The organism is Macrococcus equipercicus (genome assembly GCF_004359525.2).
Classification (GTDB): Bacteria; Bacillota; Bacilli; order Staphylococcales; family Staphylococcaceae; genus Macrococcus; species Macrococcus equipercicus.
The window spans coordinates 347,570-363,647 of record NZ_SCWC02000001.1; the positions used below are offsets into that span (position 1 = coordinate 347,570).

Consider the following 16,078-nt stretch of genomic DNA (forward strand, 5'->3'; position numbering starts at 1 on the left):
TATTCATCATAAACATAAAAACCTCTCATCACAGTTTCACTTTTCGAGTGTCTGCTGTGATGGGAGGTTTTCTTATGAATGAGCACATAGAACTCACCACAAGGAAATGCTATAATAAAGAGGAATCTATTAAAAGGTGAAAAAATATGAAAATTTTACTTGTAACACAGAACTTCTATCCGGAAATCGGTTCAGGAGCCAACCGGTTTAGAAATTTATATAATCATCTATCGAAGACGAATGATGTCGCTGTGCTGACGACACATCCTGCCTATCCGAATGAGCGGATGTATCAGAACATGAAGTTCTGGTACGATGATGCCATCAATCAGTCAACAGACATCAAGCGTCTTAACATGAGGACCAGTAAGCAGCACAAGTCAGTGGCCATGCGTCTGTTATACTATTTTGAGCTCGGTTACAAAGTGCGGAACAGCATCAAGCACCTGCAGGATGACTACGATATTCTCTATGTAACCTCACCGAATATTTTCATGCCTTGGGCGGCATTTTTCGGTCAGAAGCATACAACGAAGCGAGTGCTTGAAGTCAGGGATCTATGGCCTGATTCACTGGTCGGAATAGATAAACTGAAGTCATTCAAGTTCATCTTCCCTGTGCTGAAGCTGCTCGAAAAACGCATGTACCGGCAGTCAGATGTTATCATCATCAACAATGAAGGCTTCAGGAAGCATATTAACAGGCTTGCACCAAAGGTCAAGCAGTACTATTTCCCCAACGCCTTCAATCAGGACGAGATCCAGTTCACCGATGTCGCGGAAGACTTCAAGGTCATCTATACAGGCAATATCGGCTTTGCACAGAGCTATGACCAGCTGCTCGAAGTCGCCAGAGGACTAGAAGAACGCCGTATTCACTTCAATGCGGTTGTCTACGGCATGAATGCTCATCAATTCATCCACTATATCGAAGAGCATGACTTCAAATATGTCAAAGCCTATCCAGAGAAAAGCCGTCAGGAATGTCTGGATATGATTAAAACACACAATATCCAGCTGTCTCTACTGAAAGAGACGGAAACGTTCATGAACGTGCTGCCGGGTAAGATCATCGATGGTATTGGCTGCGGTGTGCCCGTTGTGACCAACCTCGGCGGCTATGCCAATGAACTGATAAACGACAATCAGGTGGGCTATGCAAAAGAAAAGGCGACGACCGAGGAAGTGCTTAAAGCGATAGAAGAGATTAAAAATGACCGGATGCTTGAGAGAAACATGCGGGAGAATGCCCGGGAGCTTGTGTATAAGGAGTTTCTCTGGGACAAGAATATCATTGAACTTGAGAAAGTGTTAAGTGCTGAATAACTAAGCAGAGCCGTATATAAGACTTTTGTGCTGAAGCTCACTCTTTTAACTAGTAAGTCATATGTACTGAGTTTAGAGTATAGGATTTACCCACCTTAATTTGGAGGAAACGAAATAAAAAACAATTTCATTTGTTATTTCCAGTCATTGCCTTATCCGTGGAAGTAATATAATATTAATTGAGTCGAAGTGATTTCCTGTTCATCACCATGCTACTATTACATTTCATCATGATATTACTGGGGGTATACATATTGTTGTCCATCACTGCAAAGCAAAGACTTGTCACCTTGCTCATTATTGACTCCATCATTGTGAGCTTATCGGTTTTCGTCGGGTTTTATGTGCTCCAACCATTCTTTGAAGGCTACACGATTAAACTTCTGCTGTTATCTTCTCTTATTTTATTGATTTCTCATCATGTTTCAGCGCATCTTTTCAATCTATATCACAGAGCGTGGGAATATGCGAGTGTCAATGAACTGCTGATGATTGTTAAAGCAGTCAGCCTCTCTATTGCTGTGACAGCTGCCATTGTGCCGCTGTTCACTCATAAACCGCCTTTTCTACGTCTTTATTTTATCACTTGGATGATGCACTTAATTTTAATCGGTGGCTCAAGAATTTTCTGGCGCATTTACAGGAGAGCGTTCATTGACAGCACGATCAAGAAAAAACCGACGCTCATTGTCGGCGCGGGCCGCGGTGGTTCGATGCTGATCAGACAGATGTTGTCGACACCTTATATGGGGATGGAACCAGTCACGGTTGTTGATGACGATAAAAACAAGCAGAACCTCTCGATCTATGCGGGAGTGAAAGTACAGGGATATGTCAAAGATATCCCGGAACTGGTGAAAAAGTACAAAATCAAGAAAATCATTATCGCTATCCCGACGCTGACACAAAAACGACTGAAGGAAATCAGTGAACTATGCGAAGGACTTGGCATTGAAGTTTATCGTATGCCGAACATTGAGAATGTCATGTCAGGTCAGCTGAAAGTCAGTGAAATCAAAAAGGTGGAGGTCGAGGACCTGCTCGGGCGTGATCCCGTCCATCTTGACATGGCGATGATATCAAAAGAACTGACCCATCAGACGATTTTAGTGACTGGTGCCGGTGGTTCTATCGGTTCAGAAATCTGTCGTCAAGTATGTAAATTCAGTCCGGAGCGCATCATTCTGCTCGGCCACGGGGAGAACAGTATTTATACGATTCATCAGGAGTTATTTAATACATATGGGGAAACGATTGATATCGTTCCGATCATCGCAGATATTCAGGACCGCAGCCGGATGTTTCAGATTATGGCTGACTATAAGCCGTATATGGTTTATCACGCTGCTGCCCATAAACATGTACCGTTAATGGAGTACAATCCCAAAGAGGCCATCAAAAACAACATTCTCGGCACTAAAAACACTGCCGAGGCGGCCGGTGCGGCCGGTGTCAACAAGTTCGTCATGGTATCGACAGATAAAGCCGTCAATCCTCCGAACGTCATGGGAGCGACGAAGCGGATCGCTGAGATGGTCGTGCAGAGTCTGAACTCAGAGTCAAATGTTACGGACTTTGTCGCTGTCCGTTTCGGTAATGTTCTCGGTTCACGAGGGTCTGTCATCCCGCTGTTCAAACGCCAGATAGAAGTAGGCGGTCCCGTCACAGTCACACATCCTGACATGACCCGCTATTTCATGACCATCCCTGAGGCTTCACGACTTGTGCTGCAGGCAGGTGCGCTTGCTGAAGGCGGGGAAGTGTTCGTCCTTGATATGGGGGAACCCGTGAAGATTGTCGACCTTGCAACAAACCTCATTCAGCTGTCCGGTTATAAAGTCGAAGATATCGGCATTGAGTTCAGCGGCATTAGACCGGGTGAAAAACTGTTCGAGGAGTTATTGAATGAGGATGAGATTCATCCGGAGCAGGCTTATGAGAAAATTTACCGCGGCAAAGTAGCTGCGGTGAGCAGAGAACAGGTGGATAGTATTATCAATGACCTGCTGACTGGTTACACAAAAGAAAAAATCATTAACTATACAAACAGATAAAAAGGAAATTGAGTGCCTTCACTCAATTTCCTTTTTTTTACGAATATAGCCTGGCGTGACATCGGCGACAGTATATTGGTCAAGCACATTGATATAAGACCACAGCGCTTCGCCGAGCACAGCCTGCAGCCCGCAGTGCCCGATCAATGGACACGTATTGGTTTCCGGATTGAAGCATTCCACTAACGTGAAGTTCTCTTCCGTCTGTCTGATTAAGGCGCCGACATTGATCTCTTCCGGCTGCATCTTCAGCATAATGCCGCCGCCGCGTCCTCTGATGGAAGTGATATATCCAAGAAGCGCAAGGTTATGAACGACTTTAGTCAGATGGTTTTTAGATATATTATAAAACTTTGCGATTTCATCTATTTGTGTCAGCTCGTCCTGTCTGGCCAGATACATGAGCACACGCAGCGAATAATCTGAGTATAAAGTTAATTTCATGAGTACTGACTCCTTTGACTGTCTGCTATTAATTGTTACAGAATAACAAACAAATTGCAATTCTATTGTCATCAGCCGCAAACCATATTATATTAAAGATGTATTTAATATATATCTTTAGGGGGAAAAGTCATGTTATCTCAACAGACAAGAGAAATCATTAAAGCGACTGTACCTGTACTGGAACAGCACGGTCAAGAAATTACGACGGTTTTCTATGCTCATCTGTTTGAAGCGCATCCTGAGCTGCTCAATATTTTCAATAAGACAAATCAGCAGCAGGGCAGACAGCAGGCTGCGCTGGCCCAGACGGTACTAGCGGCAGCTAAGCACATCGACCACCTGGAAGCGATCGTGCCGAATGTCAATCAAATCGCCCATAAACATCGTGCGCTGCAGGTGAAAGCGGAACACTATCCAATTGTCGGCGAGCATTTAATCTATGCCATTAAAGAAGTTTTAGGAGATGCGGCGACGCCTGACATCATCGCGGCATGGACAGAAGCTTACGGCGAGATTGCGGACGTCTTCATTCAAATGGAAAAAGCATTGTATGAAGAAGAAGAGTGGCATGACTTCAAACCGTTTAAAGTGACAGCAATCAAGCAGGAATCAGCATATATTAAGTCATTTACAGTCACACCGGTGAACGACATGAAGCTGAAACCTGTAGTGCCGGGTCAGTATATCACTGTAAAAGTACAGCCTGAAGATGAACAGAATGACATGCTGCGTCATTATTCCATCTGCACACACGATATAACAGACGGCATTCAATTCGCTGTTAAACGCGATGTCGCGGGCACTGAAAAAGGCATTGTCTCTAATTATCTGCACGACAAAGTCACAGTAGGCGATGAACTGCTGTTATCAGCACCGGCCGGTGAATTCACGTTGCAGCCTGCTGACCAGCCGCTCGTCTTTTTAAGCGGCGGCGTCGGTATGACACCGCTTATGGCGATGCTTCAGTCATCAGCTGACAAGCAGGTGTCCTTCATCCATTCAGCGTACAACCGCGCAGAAGTACCGTTCAAAGATGAAATCACAGCCTTTCACGGTAAAGAAAACATCCAGTTCTACTTCAACTACTCTGAAGAAGCGGGTAGGTTGACAGCGGACAAACTGCGTCAAGTGATGACAGGCAATGAAGCGATCTATATGTGCGGCAGTGTCAGCTTCATGGAAAGTATGCTCGTTATTCTCGATGAACTGGGCATCGACCGGACAAATATTCATTTTGAGCCTTTCGGTCCGAAGATGAGTATCACAGCTTAATCCAGCGTTTACTACATGAAATGAGCCACCTGATCAGGTGGCTCATTTTTTGGTGTGCCTTTGTTGTTTAGTGCGCTGTGCTGCAATGAGCGTATTGTTGAGGACCATCGTGATAGTCATCGGACCCACACCGCCAGGGACCGGTGTAATAGCGCCTGCGACTTCTTTGACGTCGTCGTAGAGCACATCGCCCTGCAGTCTGCCGTCTACAACAGTATTGCCGACATCGATAACGACGGCCCCCGGTTTGACATCTTCTTTAGTGACAAGTCCCGGCTTACCGACAGCTGAAATAATGATGTCGGAACGCTTCAATGTCTCTTTTAAGAACCGGCTTCTTGAATGGAGCAGTGTCACGGTCGCATTGCTGTCAGTCAATAGCTTCGCAACAGGCTGACCGACAATATGACTGCGCCCGATGACAGCGACCTCTTGACCTGTGAGGTCACTGTCTGCATGTTTCAGCAGTTCCATGATGCCGAGTGGTGTACATGGAATAAATGTCTCCACTCCTGCATAGAGACGGCCGATATTGACAGGATTGAAGCCGTCTACATCTTTTTCAGGTGCGATGGCCTCGAGTATATGCGTCTCATTGATCTGCTGAGGCAGCGGTACCTGGACAAGAATACCGTGAACAGTCGGATCCTCGTTTAACTTTCTGATCACTGTCAGTACGTCTTCTTCTGAAGTATCTTCAGCGAGTCTGATGATGTCTGATGACATACCTATTTTTTCAGCGGCCTTTTTCTTGGAAGTGACGTAGCTTAAGCTCGCCCCGTCATTACCGACGAGTACAACCGTTAAATTGGGAGTAATGCCTTCCGCTTGCAGCGCGGTTACTTCACTTTGTAAGTTCGCCTGGTAATCCTGAGCAATCTTCTTTCCGTCTAAAATTTTTGCAGTCATTTATAATCCTCCTTATTTCGAACATTTTTATTATATCACAACATAATTAAAGTCTAAATACGAACGAAAATCAAATTTTAATTTAAAAAATATAAAAATGTCCGTATATTCAATTGAAATCATACTGGGATGTTGATATGCTATACAAGTAATATATACTTTATCAAATGGCAACATCAAATGTATGGGAGCTGAAAATCAATGAAAGTAGCTGTTGTTATGGGTTCGTCATCTGACTGGGAGACGATGAAAGAAGCCTGTATAATGCTCGACGATTTTAATATACCTTATGAGAAATCGGTCGTCTCTGCACATCGGACGCCTGTCGAGATGGTAACCTTTGCTCAGAATGCCAGACGAAATGATATTGATATCATTATTGCGGGTGCAGGCGGTGCGGCGCACCTGTCCGGCATGATTGCTTCACTGACAACGGTGCCGGTCATCGGCGTGCCGATTGAAACGAAAATCTTAAAAGGACTTGATTCGCTCTTGTCTATCGTGCAGATGCCGGGCGGGATACCGGTCGCAACGACAGCAATCGGTAAAGCAGGCGCGAAAAATGCAGGTATACTTGCAGCACGTATACTGAGCCTGAAAGACGAACGATTGATTGAAGCATTAGACAGTTATGAGCAGTCACTGGTCAGGAAAGTAGAGGCGATGCAGCATGAACTCAACTAAACTCACTATCGGCAGCACAATCGGCATTATCGGCGGCGGCCAGCTCGGGAAGATGATGGCCCAGTCGGCACAGCGCATGGGCTTCAAGGTCGCTGTTCTTGATCCGGATGAGACTTGTCCCGCAAGATTTTCAGCGCATCATTTCATTCATGCCTCTTACAATGATCTGACGGCACTGACGAAACTCGGCGAACTGTCTGACAGTGTGACTTATGAATTTGAGAACATTGATGGCGAAGCACTCGCAGCCTTGACTGAGAACTATAACGTGCCGCAGGGGTCGGCAGCGGTGATCACACTGCAGAACAGGCTGTCAGAGAAAGATGCGGTGGCAGCAGCCGGCGCACAAGTCGTACCGTACGTTCCAGTCGATGACGCAGCAGCACTGGAGACAGCGGCAGAGCAGCTGGGCTTTCCCTTTATCCTGAAGACAGTTTTTGGCGGCTATGACGGTAAAGGTCAGTATGTGGTCAAAGCAGCTGAACAGCTTGAGTCAGCCCGTGAGTTCATCAGCAGTGGCCTCTGTGTCGCTGAGCAGATGATTGATCTTCAGTCAGAAATATCGATTACAGCGACAGCTGCTGCAGACGGCAGTGTTGTATTTTTTCCGGTGCAGGAAAATGTGCACCGCAACCAAATATTATACAGAACGACAGTCACAGGCACACATCGGCATCAGCAGAACGCCATCAATGAAGTGAAGAAGATCATGGCAGACATCAAACTCATCGGCACATTCACAGTTGAGTTCTTCATCGATCAGGAGGACAAGCTATACGTCAATGAGATTGCACCGAGACCGCATAACTCAGGACATTATTCTATAGAAGCTTGTGATTATTCCCAGTTTGACACCCATATATTAGCCGTCGCAGGATGGGGCCTGCCGGAGCAGATCACGCTGCATCAGCCTGCTGTGATGTATAATTTGCTCGGACAGGATCTGGATGTTATGGCGCATGTATTCAGCGAGCATCCAGAGTGGCATGTTCATGTGTATGGCAAGGAAGTGCGCAAGCATGACCGTAAGATGGGCCACGTCACTATTTTAACTACAGCCAATGACTACGAGACTATTTATGAGGAGCAGATGAAATGACTTTAGTCTATGAAGGGAAAGCAAAGCGTGTATTCACTACGGAAGAAGACGGGGTATACCGCATTGAATATAAGGATGAAGTGACAGCGGGCAACGGCGCTAAAAAAGACAGCATGGCGGGCAAAGGACGTCTGAATAACCTGATCACATCGAAATTTTTCGAAAAGCTGAATGAAGAAGGTTACGCGTCGCATTTCATCAGCAGGCTGTCAGAAACAGAGCAGCTTGTCAGAAAAGTTGACATCATCCCACTGGAAGTAGTCGTCAGAAACAAGGCGGCAGGTTCGATTGTTAAACGTCTCGGCCTGACAAAAGGCCAGGCATTTGAAGTGCCGCTCGTTGAGTTCTACTATAAGAACGATGAACTGAACGACCCGATTATTACTGAGGATCATGTGAAGCTGCTCAACATTGCTGACGATGAAGAAATCAAAGCATTAAAAGAGCAGGCGCTGATTATTAACCGCATTTTAATCAGGCTGATGGAGCAGATGAACTTATCACTCATCGACTTTAAAATTGAGTTCGGCAAGGATAAGGACGGAACTATTCTGCTTGCTGACGAAATTTCACCGGATACTTGCAGAATCTGGGATAAGGCGACAAATGAAAACTTTGACAAGGACGTCTACCGTGAAGACACAGGTTCACTGATTGATACGTATACCGCATTTTATAATAAACTGGAGGCTCTTTAATAATGAAAACGATTGAACTCTTTATAACTTTACAGCGTCAAGTACTCGACACACAAGGTCAGACATTAACGCGTGCAGTCCATGATTTAGGCTATCCTGAGGTCAATGATATCCGTGTCGGTAAAGTACTTTACATGACAGTGGACGAGGCATCAGATGAAGCGGTGGATAACATTGTCAGAACATTGAGTGAGAAGTTATTTGCCAACACAGTCATTGAGGAATATTCGTACAATGTAATCGAGGCAGAGGAGACTAACTGATGAGACTTGCGGTCATTGAATTTCCAGGTTCGAACTGTGACAGAGATATGCTGAATGCGGCGATAAACACTGGCATGGAAGCTGTTTATGTAGATTACAGAGAGACGTCGCTCGCTGGCTTTGACGGCGTATTGATACCCGGCGGTTTTTCATTCGGTGATTACTTGCGCTGCGGCGCGATGGCACGTGTAGCTCCGGTTGTCAGTGAAGTGAAACGTCTGGCAGACGAGGGCAAACCTGTACTTGGTGTGTGCAACGGCTTTCAAATATTGACGGAAATCGGATTATTACCCGGGGCATTACTTCATAACGAAAGTCACCGCTTTATCTGCAAGGATGAACATTTGAAGATCCGTAACACCACGAAGTTCACTCATCTTTATGAGGACAATGAAACAGTCGTCTATCCGATTGCGCATGGCGAAGGAAGTTATTACTGTTCACCGGAAACATTGACAGAGCTGAAAGACAATCAGCAGATTGTACTGACTTATGCAGAAAATCCGAACGGCTCAGTAGAAGATATCGCAGGAATCGTCAATCGTGCAGGTAATGTCCTTGGGATGATGCCGCATCCGGAGCGCGCCATGGAGACACTGCTCGGGTCTGATGACGGCAGACGATTATTTCAATCTATTCTAGAAAGCTGGGGTAAGTAATATGGCTAAGTTTTTGGAACCAACAGCACAAGAGATCAAACTGAATCATGTTTATAGAGATATGGGACTGACAGACGAGGAATATGACAAAGTCTGTCATATTCTTGGCCGTCAGCCGAACTATACAGAAATCGGTATTTTCTCTGTGATGTGGAGTGAACATTGTTCTTATAAGCATTCAAAGCCGTTGCTCAAGCAGTTTCCGACGACAGGAGACCGCGTGTTGATGGGACCAGGTGAAGGTGCAGGAGTTGTTGATATCGGTGATAATCAGGCGGTGGTCTTCAAAGTGGAATCTCATAATCACCCGAGCGCTATTGAGCCTTATCAAGGAGCAGCGACTGGTGTCGGCGGCATTATCCGTGATATTGTCTCAATCGGTGCCCGGCCAGTGCAGCTGCTCAACAGTCTCCGCTTCGGCGAACTGGACAGCAGACAGAATCAGCGGCTGTTCCAGGGGGTTGTCGCGGGTATTAGCGGCTACGGCAACTGCATCGGCATTCCGACAGTTGCCGGCGAGATTGAGTTCGATTCGCGCTATGACGGCAACCCGCTGGTCAATGCGATGTGCGTTGGTATTATTGACCACGATAAAATCCAGAAAGGGACAGCAAAAGGCGCAGGCAATCCGGTTATTTATGTCGGTCTTAAGACCGGGAGAGACGGCATCCACGGAGCAACGTTTGCCTCTGAGGAGCTGAACGAATCATCTGAAGCCAAACGCCCGTCTGTTCAGATTGGCGATCCTTTTGTCGGCAAGAAGCTGATGGAAGCGACTCTCGAAGCTATCACTTATCCTGAGCTTGTCGGTATTCAGGACATGGGCGCTGCAGGACTGACATCATCTTCTTCTGAGATGGCTGCTAAAGGTGGTTCCGGTATGCATCTGACCCTGGAGAAAGTACCCGTCAGAGAAGCAGGTATTTCTCCTTATGAGATGATGCTGTCAGAGACACAGGAGCGGATGCTGCTCGTTGTTAAGAAAGGAACAGAACAGAAGTTTCTTGAGTTATTTGAGCATCATGAGCTGGACAGTGCAGTCATTGGTGAAGTCACTGATACGGACCGTCTTGTACTGACTTATGACGATGAAGTATATGCAGATATTCCAGTGCAGCCGCTGTCTGACGAAGCACCGGTCTACGTGCTTGAAGGGACAGCGGTCCACCGCGAAGTGACACATGATTACAGCATGATTGATGCGGAAGAAACGCTGCTTCAGCTGCTGAGTCATCCGACGATGGCGTCTAAGTACTGGGCTTATTCCCAGTATGACCAGCAGGTCGGCGCCAACACGATCATCAAACCCGGCCTGTCAGCTGGTGTGACACGTGTTGAAGGAACAACAAAGGCGATTGCCTCGACGATTGACGGTGAAGCACGCTATGTCTTCAGCAGCCCGTATAACGGCGGTAAGATGGTTGTCGCAGAAGCATACCGTAACTTGATTGCAGTCGGCAGTGAGCCGCTGGCGATGACTGACTGTCTGAACTACGGGAGTCCGGAAAAACCTGAGATTTATCACCAGCTTGCAGAATCAACGCGCGGCATGGCAGATGCCTGCCGTGTGCTGAATACACCGGTTGTATCAGGTAACGTCAGTCTGTACAACGAAACAAAGGGCGATGCTATTTTTCCGACACCAGTTGTCGGTATGGTCGGACTGATTGACGACATCAGTTTTCTGCATCATTACCATCCGACAGCCGGCGAGAATATTTATCTGCTGGGTGAGACAAATGACGACTTCGGCGGTTCCCAGCTTGAGAAGCTGCTGTATGACGACGTTGCAGAACAGGAAGAGACAATTGACCTTGAACAGGAAGTGACGCGCGGTCAAGCAGTCCGTGACGCGATCCGTGCGGGCAGTGTATCCCATGCCCAGTCACCTGGTAAAGGAGGCCTTGCTGTTAAACTGGCGCAGCTTGCTGCCTACTTTGAGACAGGTATTGACGTGACTGTTGAATTATCAGCTGCGCAGCTCTTTTCAGAAACACCGGGACGCTATATTTTAATCGCAAAAGAGCAGCCGGTTGAAGGTGCAGTGAAAATCGGTACATTTGGTATTGAACAGCTGACGATCAACTATAACGGCGGCACGATTAATTATGACGTCAAAATGATCAGTGAGACATGGAAAGGGGCTGTTTCAACATGTATGACATCCGCGGTCTAAATGAAGAATGCGGCGTGTTCGGCATATGGAATCATCCTCAGGCAGCACAGCTCACTTATATGGCGCTGCATAGTCTGCAGCACCGGGGACAGGAAGGGGCAGGCATTGTCTGCTCAAACGGCGAAAATATTTTCGGCGCACGCGGCATGGGTCTACTGCCCGATGCAATCAGCCAGATTCAGCTTGAATCGCTGTCAGGTTACACAAACGCGATCGGACATGTCCGTTATGCGACGACCGGTGCGTCTGAGCTCTCCAATGTGCAGCCTTTTATATTCAAGCATTCAAAAGGAGACCTTGGTCTTGCCCATAACGGTAACTTGACCAACGCCCGTCAAATCAGACTGGCGCTGGAAGATGCAGGATCGATATTCCAGACATCAAGCGATTCTGAAGTGCTGGGGCATCTGCTGCTGAAAGCACGGTCAGCGAGCGAGACTGCGAATTTAAAGGCGGCACTTAACATGATTAAAGGGGCTTTCGCCTTTTTAGTACTGCGGAAGGATAGTCTCTCTGCAGCGCTGGATAACCACGGGGTGCGTCCGTTAATGCTCGGCATGGTGGACGGCGCTTACTGCGTGGCAAGCGAAACGTGCGCTTTCAATGCTATCGGTGCGACGTATATTCGTGATGTCCGGCCGGGTGAAGTGCTGACGTTCACTAACGACGGGCTTGTCGAAGATAATTACTCGCAGTATAGAGACAGTAAACTATGCTCGATGGAATACGTCTATTTTGCAAGACCAGATTCAGAGTTCAACAGGCATTCCGTCTATAATGTCAGAAAAGCACTTGGCGAGCAGTTAGCGAGAGAGATGTCCGTAGATGCCGATGTCGTCATCGGCGTGCCGGATTCATCACTGCAGGCTGCGATGGGGTTCTCGGACTATTCAGGCATCCCGAATGAACAGGGTCTGCTGAAAAACCGTTATATCGGCCGGACCTTTATCACACCGAACCAGGAGATGCGGGAACGTGCTGTACGGATGAAACATGCACCGATCCGTGATGTCATCGCAGGAAAACGTGTCATTGTCATCGATGACTCCATCGTCCGTGGAACGACGAGCAAGTACATCGTCAAAGCTCTGAGAAATGCCGGCGCAAAAGAAGTGCATATGGGCATCTCATCACCCCCGCTTAAGCATCCATGCTACTACGGCATTGACGTATCCACTCACGCAGAGCTGATTGCCGCTTATCAGTCAGTCGAAGCAATAAGAGCAGAGATTGAAGTCGACTCACTCAGCTATTTATCTGTCGAAGGAATGCACGACGTTTACCGGAGACACGGCTCACATGGTGAATGTGATGCCTGCTTCACGGGGAATTATCCGGTTGAAATTGTGGATCATCTGCTGCCGGAAGAAAAAGAAAAGAAGACGAAAGGGGTATAGCGATGTCTGAAGCATACAAAGCGTCAGGAGTCGATATCCATGCTGGATATGAGGCTGTGGAACGGATGAAAAAGCATGTCGCGCGCACGATGCGTCCTGAAGTGCTGGGAGGACTTGGAGGATTTGGTGCAGCGTTTGATCTCTCAGCGCTGAACATGACGTCACCGGTGCTTGTCTCTGGAACGGACGGTGTCGGGACGAAGCTTCGGCTCGCGATTGATTATAGTAAGCACGATACGATAGGGATTGACGCTGTTGCCATGTGCGTCAACGACATACTGACAACCGGTGCGCTGCCTATTTATTTTCTTGATTATTTAGCGCTTCACTCAGTAGATCCGGTAGTGGTGGAGCAGATTGTCAAAGGGGTTGCTGATGGCTGCAGTCAGTCGGAATGTGCGCTCATCGGCGGCGAAACAGCAGAAATGGGAGAAATGTATCATCCAGGGGACTATGATATCGCAGGATTTGCTGTCGGTGCGGTTGAAAAAAGTGATTATATTACCGGTGCAGCGATTACAGCAGGAGATGTCATTATCGGCCTGCCATCAAGTGGTATTCATTCTAACGGCTACAGTCTTGTCCGTAAAATCATTCATGACTCAACAGCTGACCTTTCACAGAAGTTCGGCGACCGGACACTGCTTGATGTACTGATTGAACCGACCCGCATTTATGTGAAGCCGGTGAAGGCACTGCTCGCGGCACATTCCATTAAAGGGATGTGCCACATTACAGGCGGCGGCTTCATCGAAAATATACCGAGAGTGCTGCCGGATAAACTCGCTGCAGTGATTGATGTCACGTCCTATCCGTGCCCGCCTGTCTTTGACTGGCTGCAGAAAGAGGGCGGACTGGACCGCGCTGAGATGTATAATGTCTTTAATATGGGCATCGGCTTCTGCATCATTGCAGCTCATGAAGAAAGTGAAGCCATCATTCAGTCACTGAACGATGCAGGCGAACAGGCGTTTGTCATCGGTACGATTAAAGAACAGCAGTGCCCGATAGAACTGACGGGGGTATAGCATGAAGAACATCGCGATTTTTGCCTCAGGTAACGGCTCGAACTTTGAAAAAATTATGGAGAACATAGAAGTCGGCTATTTAGACCATATTCATGTCACCGGTCTTTATACCGATCAGCAGGACGCCTTCGCAATCGAACGTGCCCGCAGATTCCGTCTGCCGGTTCATGTCTTCAATATGAAGCGCTATGATAATAAAGAGCATTATGAGACGGCCATCTTAAAGCAGCTGCACCGCGATAAAGTGGAGTGGCTCGTGCTTGCAGGTTATATGAAACTAGTCGGTCCGACGCTGCTTAATGCCTATGCAGACCAGATCATCAATATCCATCCGTCCATTCTGCCGAGTTTTCCCGGGAAAAATGCAGTCGGCCAGGCGCTCCGCTACGGCTGCCGTGTGAGCGGCGCGACCGTCCACTATGTTGACAGCGGAATGGACACCGGGAAAATTATCGACCAGATGAGCTGCCCGATCTATCCGGATGATACGGAGGAGACATTGCAGCTCAGAATACAGAACCTGGAATATGAACTATATCCGAGAGTTATCAAGACTATTATTTCCTAAGGAGTTTATCATGAAAAAAGCATTGTTAAGCGTTTCAGACAAAACAGGGATTGTCGAATTTGCGAAAGAGCTGAGCGCTCTTGATTATGAGCTCTATTCAACCGGCGGTACAAAGAAGACTTTAGAAGCCCATGACGTAGCTGTCAAATCAGTGAGCGAGCTGACACAGTTTCCGGAGATTATGGACGGCCGTGTCAAAACACTGCATCCGCATATTCACGGCGGCATACTTGCAGACAGAGATGTGCCGGAACACCTGGAAGCTTTAAATGAACTCGGCATAGAGCTGATAGATTTAGTAGTCGTCAATCTTTATCCGTTCGAACAGACTGTGGCACGTCCTGATGTGACAGAAGAAGAAGCCATTGAAAACATCGATATCGGCGGGCCGACCATGCTCCGTGCGAGTGCGAAAAATTTCAAGCACGTGCTGACAGTTGTCGATCCCGCTGACTACGCTGCAGTGATTGATAAGATCAAGCATGATCAAGCTGACTATCAGTTCAGAAAATCACTCATGCTCAAAGTGTTCGATCATACGAATCATTATGACGCAGCTATCGTCAATTTCTTCTCTAATAAAGTCACGACACTCAGATACGGCGAAAACCCTCAGCAGGCAGCCCGTTTCGTGAAAACTTCAGCTGCCCCGAATACAATCGCCGGTGCACGTCAGCTGCACGGCAAGGCATTAAGCTACAATAACATTAAAGATGCCGACGCAGCACTGCAGCTGGTCAAACAGTTCAGCGTGCCGGCAGCAGTAGCAGTGAAGCATATGAATCCTTGCGGCGTCGGTACAGGTGAAACCATCGCCGAGGCGTTTCAGCATGCCTATGAAGCGGATGACCAGTCGATATTCGGCGGCATTGTCAGTCTGAACAAAGAAGTCGACAAAGAAACAGCAGAGCAGCTGAAAGCAATCTTTCTGGAAGTGGTCATTGCACCTTCGTATTCGTCTGAAGCACTTGAGCTGCTCACTCAGAAGAAGAACATCCGTCTGCTGGAAGTACAGATGCACGGCGACGAAGAAACTGAAGAGTTTGTCTCGGTATCGGGCGGCTATTTAGTGCAGGATAAAGATCAAAAAGTATTATCTCCGGATGAGATGACAGTTGTGACAAAAGCACAGCCGACCGCTGAGCAGTGGCAGGCAATTGAACTTGGATGGACAGTTGTCAAGAGCGTCAAAAGCAATGCCATTGTACTTGCAAACGATAAACATACGGTCGGTATCGGCGCCGGCCAGATGAACAGAGTCGGCTCTGCAAAGATTGCGATCGAACGTGCGGCAGCCATTGATGACCACGTCATTATGGCGTCAGACGGATTTTTCCCGATGAGTGACACAGTGGAAACAGCAGCACTCGCAGGCATCACATGCATCGTGCAGCCGGGCGGCTCTATTAAGGACCAGGAATCTATTGATATGGCTGATAAACACGGCATTGCAATGGTAATGACCGGCATGCGTCATTTCAAACATTAGGAGGAAGTTG

General features: G+C 47.4%; 15 protein-coding genes. 13 read left to right on the forward strand and 2 right to left on the reverse strand.

Going from position 1 to position 16,078, the window contains the following annotated elements:
• Positions 1–146: 146 nt before the first annotated feature.
• Both ERX35_RS01770 and ERX35_RS01775 read left to right on the forward strand, forming a co-directional pair.
• Positions 147–1,325, forward strand: a complete 1,179-nt coding sequence (locus ERX35_RS01770; protein WP_149458185.1) for a glycosyltransferase family 4 protein — start codon at positions 147–149, stop codon at positions 1,323–1,325.
• Between the two features lie 230 nt (positions 1,326–1,555).
• Positions 1,556–3,379, forward strand: coding sequence for a polysaccharide biosynthesis protein (locus tag ERX35_RS01775; RefSeq protein ID WP_425463246.1), 1,824 nt, complete (start codon positions 1,556–1,558; stop codon positions 3,377–3,379).
• Positions 3,380–3,397: 18 nt separating this feature from the next.
• Here the strand turns inward: ERX35_RS01775 and ERX35_RS01780 are convergent, their stop codons facing one another.
• A complete protein-coding gene (locus ERX35_RS01780; protein WP_149458186.1) occupies positions 3,398–3,823 on the reverse strand; it encodes an RrF2 family transcriptional regulator in 426 nt (141 codons plus the stop codon).
• A 132-nt stretch (positions 3,824–3,955) separates the two neighbouring features.
• Here ERX35_RS01780 and ERX35_RS01785 point away from each other — a divergent pair, with 132 nt between their 5' ends.
• The gene (locus tag ERX35_RS01785; protein ID WP_149458187.1) at positions 3,956–5,098 is read left to right on the forward strand and encodes a globin domain-containing protein; all 1,143 of its coding nucleotides are present in this window, start codon (positions 3,956–3,958) and stop codon (positions 5,096–5,098) included.
• A 42-nt stretch (positions 5,099–5,140) separates the two neighbouring features.
• Here ERX35_RS01785 and folD read toward each other — a convergent pair whose 3' ends face one another.
• Positions 5,141–6,007, reverse strand: coding sequence for a bifunctional methylenetetrahydrofolate dehydrogenase/methenyltetrahydrofolate cyclohydrolase FolD (gene folD, locus ERX35_RS01790; protein ID WP_149458188.1), 867 nt, complete (start codon positions 6,005–6,007; stop codon positions 5,141–5,143).
• A gap of 201 nt (positions 6,008–6,208) precedes the next feature.
• Here folD and purE point away from each other — a divergent pair, with 201 nt between their 5' ends.
• From purE to purH, 10 genes are read left to right on the forward strand one after another with little or no spacing between them, the layout of a single operon-like run.
• On the forward strand, positions 6,209–6,691 hold the full coding sequence (gene purE / locus ERX35_RS01795; protein ID WP_149458189.1) for a 5-(carboxyamino)imidazole ribonucleotide mutase: 483 nt from the start codon (positions 6,209–6,211) through the stop codon (positions 6,689–6,691).
• Positions 6,678–7,790: a 5-(carboxyamino)imidazole ribonucleotide synthase gene (gene purK / locus ERX35_RS01800; RefSeq protein ID WP_149458190.1), complete on the forward strand. Its 1,113-nt coding sequence runs from the start codon at positions 6,678–6,680 to the stop codon at positions 7,788–7,790. The genes purE and purK overlap by 14 nt, the downstream gene beginning before the upstream one ends.
• Positions 7,787–8,488, forward strand: a complete 702-nt coding sequence (gene purC, locus ERX35_RS01805; RefSeq protein ID WP_149458191.1) for a phosphoribosylaminoimidazolesuccinocarboxamide synthase — start codon at positions 7,787–7,789, stop codon at positions 8,486–8,488. Before purK ends, purC begins: the two co-directional genes overlap by 4 nt.
• A gap of 2 nt (positions 8,489–8,490) precedes the next feature.
• Positions 8,491–8,751 carry a phosphoribosylformylglycinamidine synthase subunit PurS gene (gene purS, locus ERX35_RS01810; protein ID WP_149458192.1) on the forward strand — a complete coding sequence of 87 codons (261 nt, stop codon included), beginning with the start codon at positions 8,491–8,493 and terminating at the stop codon, positions 8,749–8,751.
• Positions 8,751–9,410 (forward strand): phosphoribosylformylglycinamidine synthase subunit PurQ, encoded by a 660-nt coding sequence (purQ, locus tag ERX35_RS01815; protein WP_149458193.1) that lies wholly within the window; start codon positions 8,751–8,753, stop codon positions 9,408–9,410. Before purS ends, purQ begins: the two co-directional genes overlap by 1 nt.
• 1 nt (position 9,411) lies before the next feature.
• Complete coding sequence (gene purL, locus ERX35_RS01820) at positions 9,412–11,586, forward strand: phosphoribosylformylglycinamidine synthase subunit PurL (RefSeq protein ID WP_149458194.1); 2,175 nt, start codon at positions 9,412–9,414, stop codon at positions 11,584–11,586.
• Positions 11,565–12,983: an amidophosphoribosyltransferase gene (purF, locus tag ERX35_RS01825; RefSeq protein WP_149458195.1), complete on the forward strand. Its 1,419-nt coding sequence runs from the start codon at positions 11,565–11,567 to the stop codon at positions 12,981–12,983. The genes purL and purF overlap by 22 nt, the downstream gene beginning before the upstream one ends.
• Positions 12,984–12,985: 2 nt before the next feature.
• Entirely contained in the window at positions 12,986–14,011 is a 1,026-nt protein-coding gene (gene purM / locus ERX35_RS01830) for a phosphoribosylformylglycinamidine cyclo-ligase (RefSeq protein WP_149458196.1), read from the forward strand.
• A 1-nt stretch (position 14,012) separates the two neighbouring features.
• The gene (gene purN / locus ERX35_RS01835; RefSeq protein ID WP_149458197.1) at positions 14,013–14,579 is read left to right on the forward strand and encodes a phosphoribosylglycinamide formyltransferase; all 567 of its coding nucleotides are present in this window, start codon (positions 14,013–14,015) and stop codon (positions 14,577–14,579) included.
• Between the two features lie 10 nt (positions 14,580–14,589).
• The gene (gene purH / locus ERX35_RS01840; protein WP_149458198.1) at positions 14,590–16,068 is read left to right on the forward strand and encodes a bifunctional phosphoribosylaminoimidazolecarboxamide formyltransferase/IMP cyclohydrolase; all 1,479 of its coding nucleotides are present in this window, start codon (positions 14,590–14,592) and stop codon (positions 16,066–16,068) included.
• Positions 16,069–16,078: the final 10 nt, after the last annotated feature.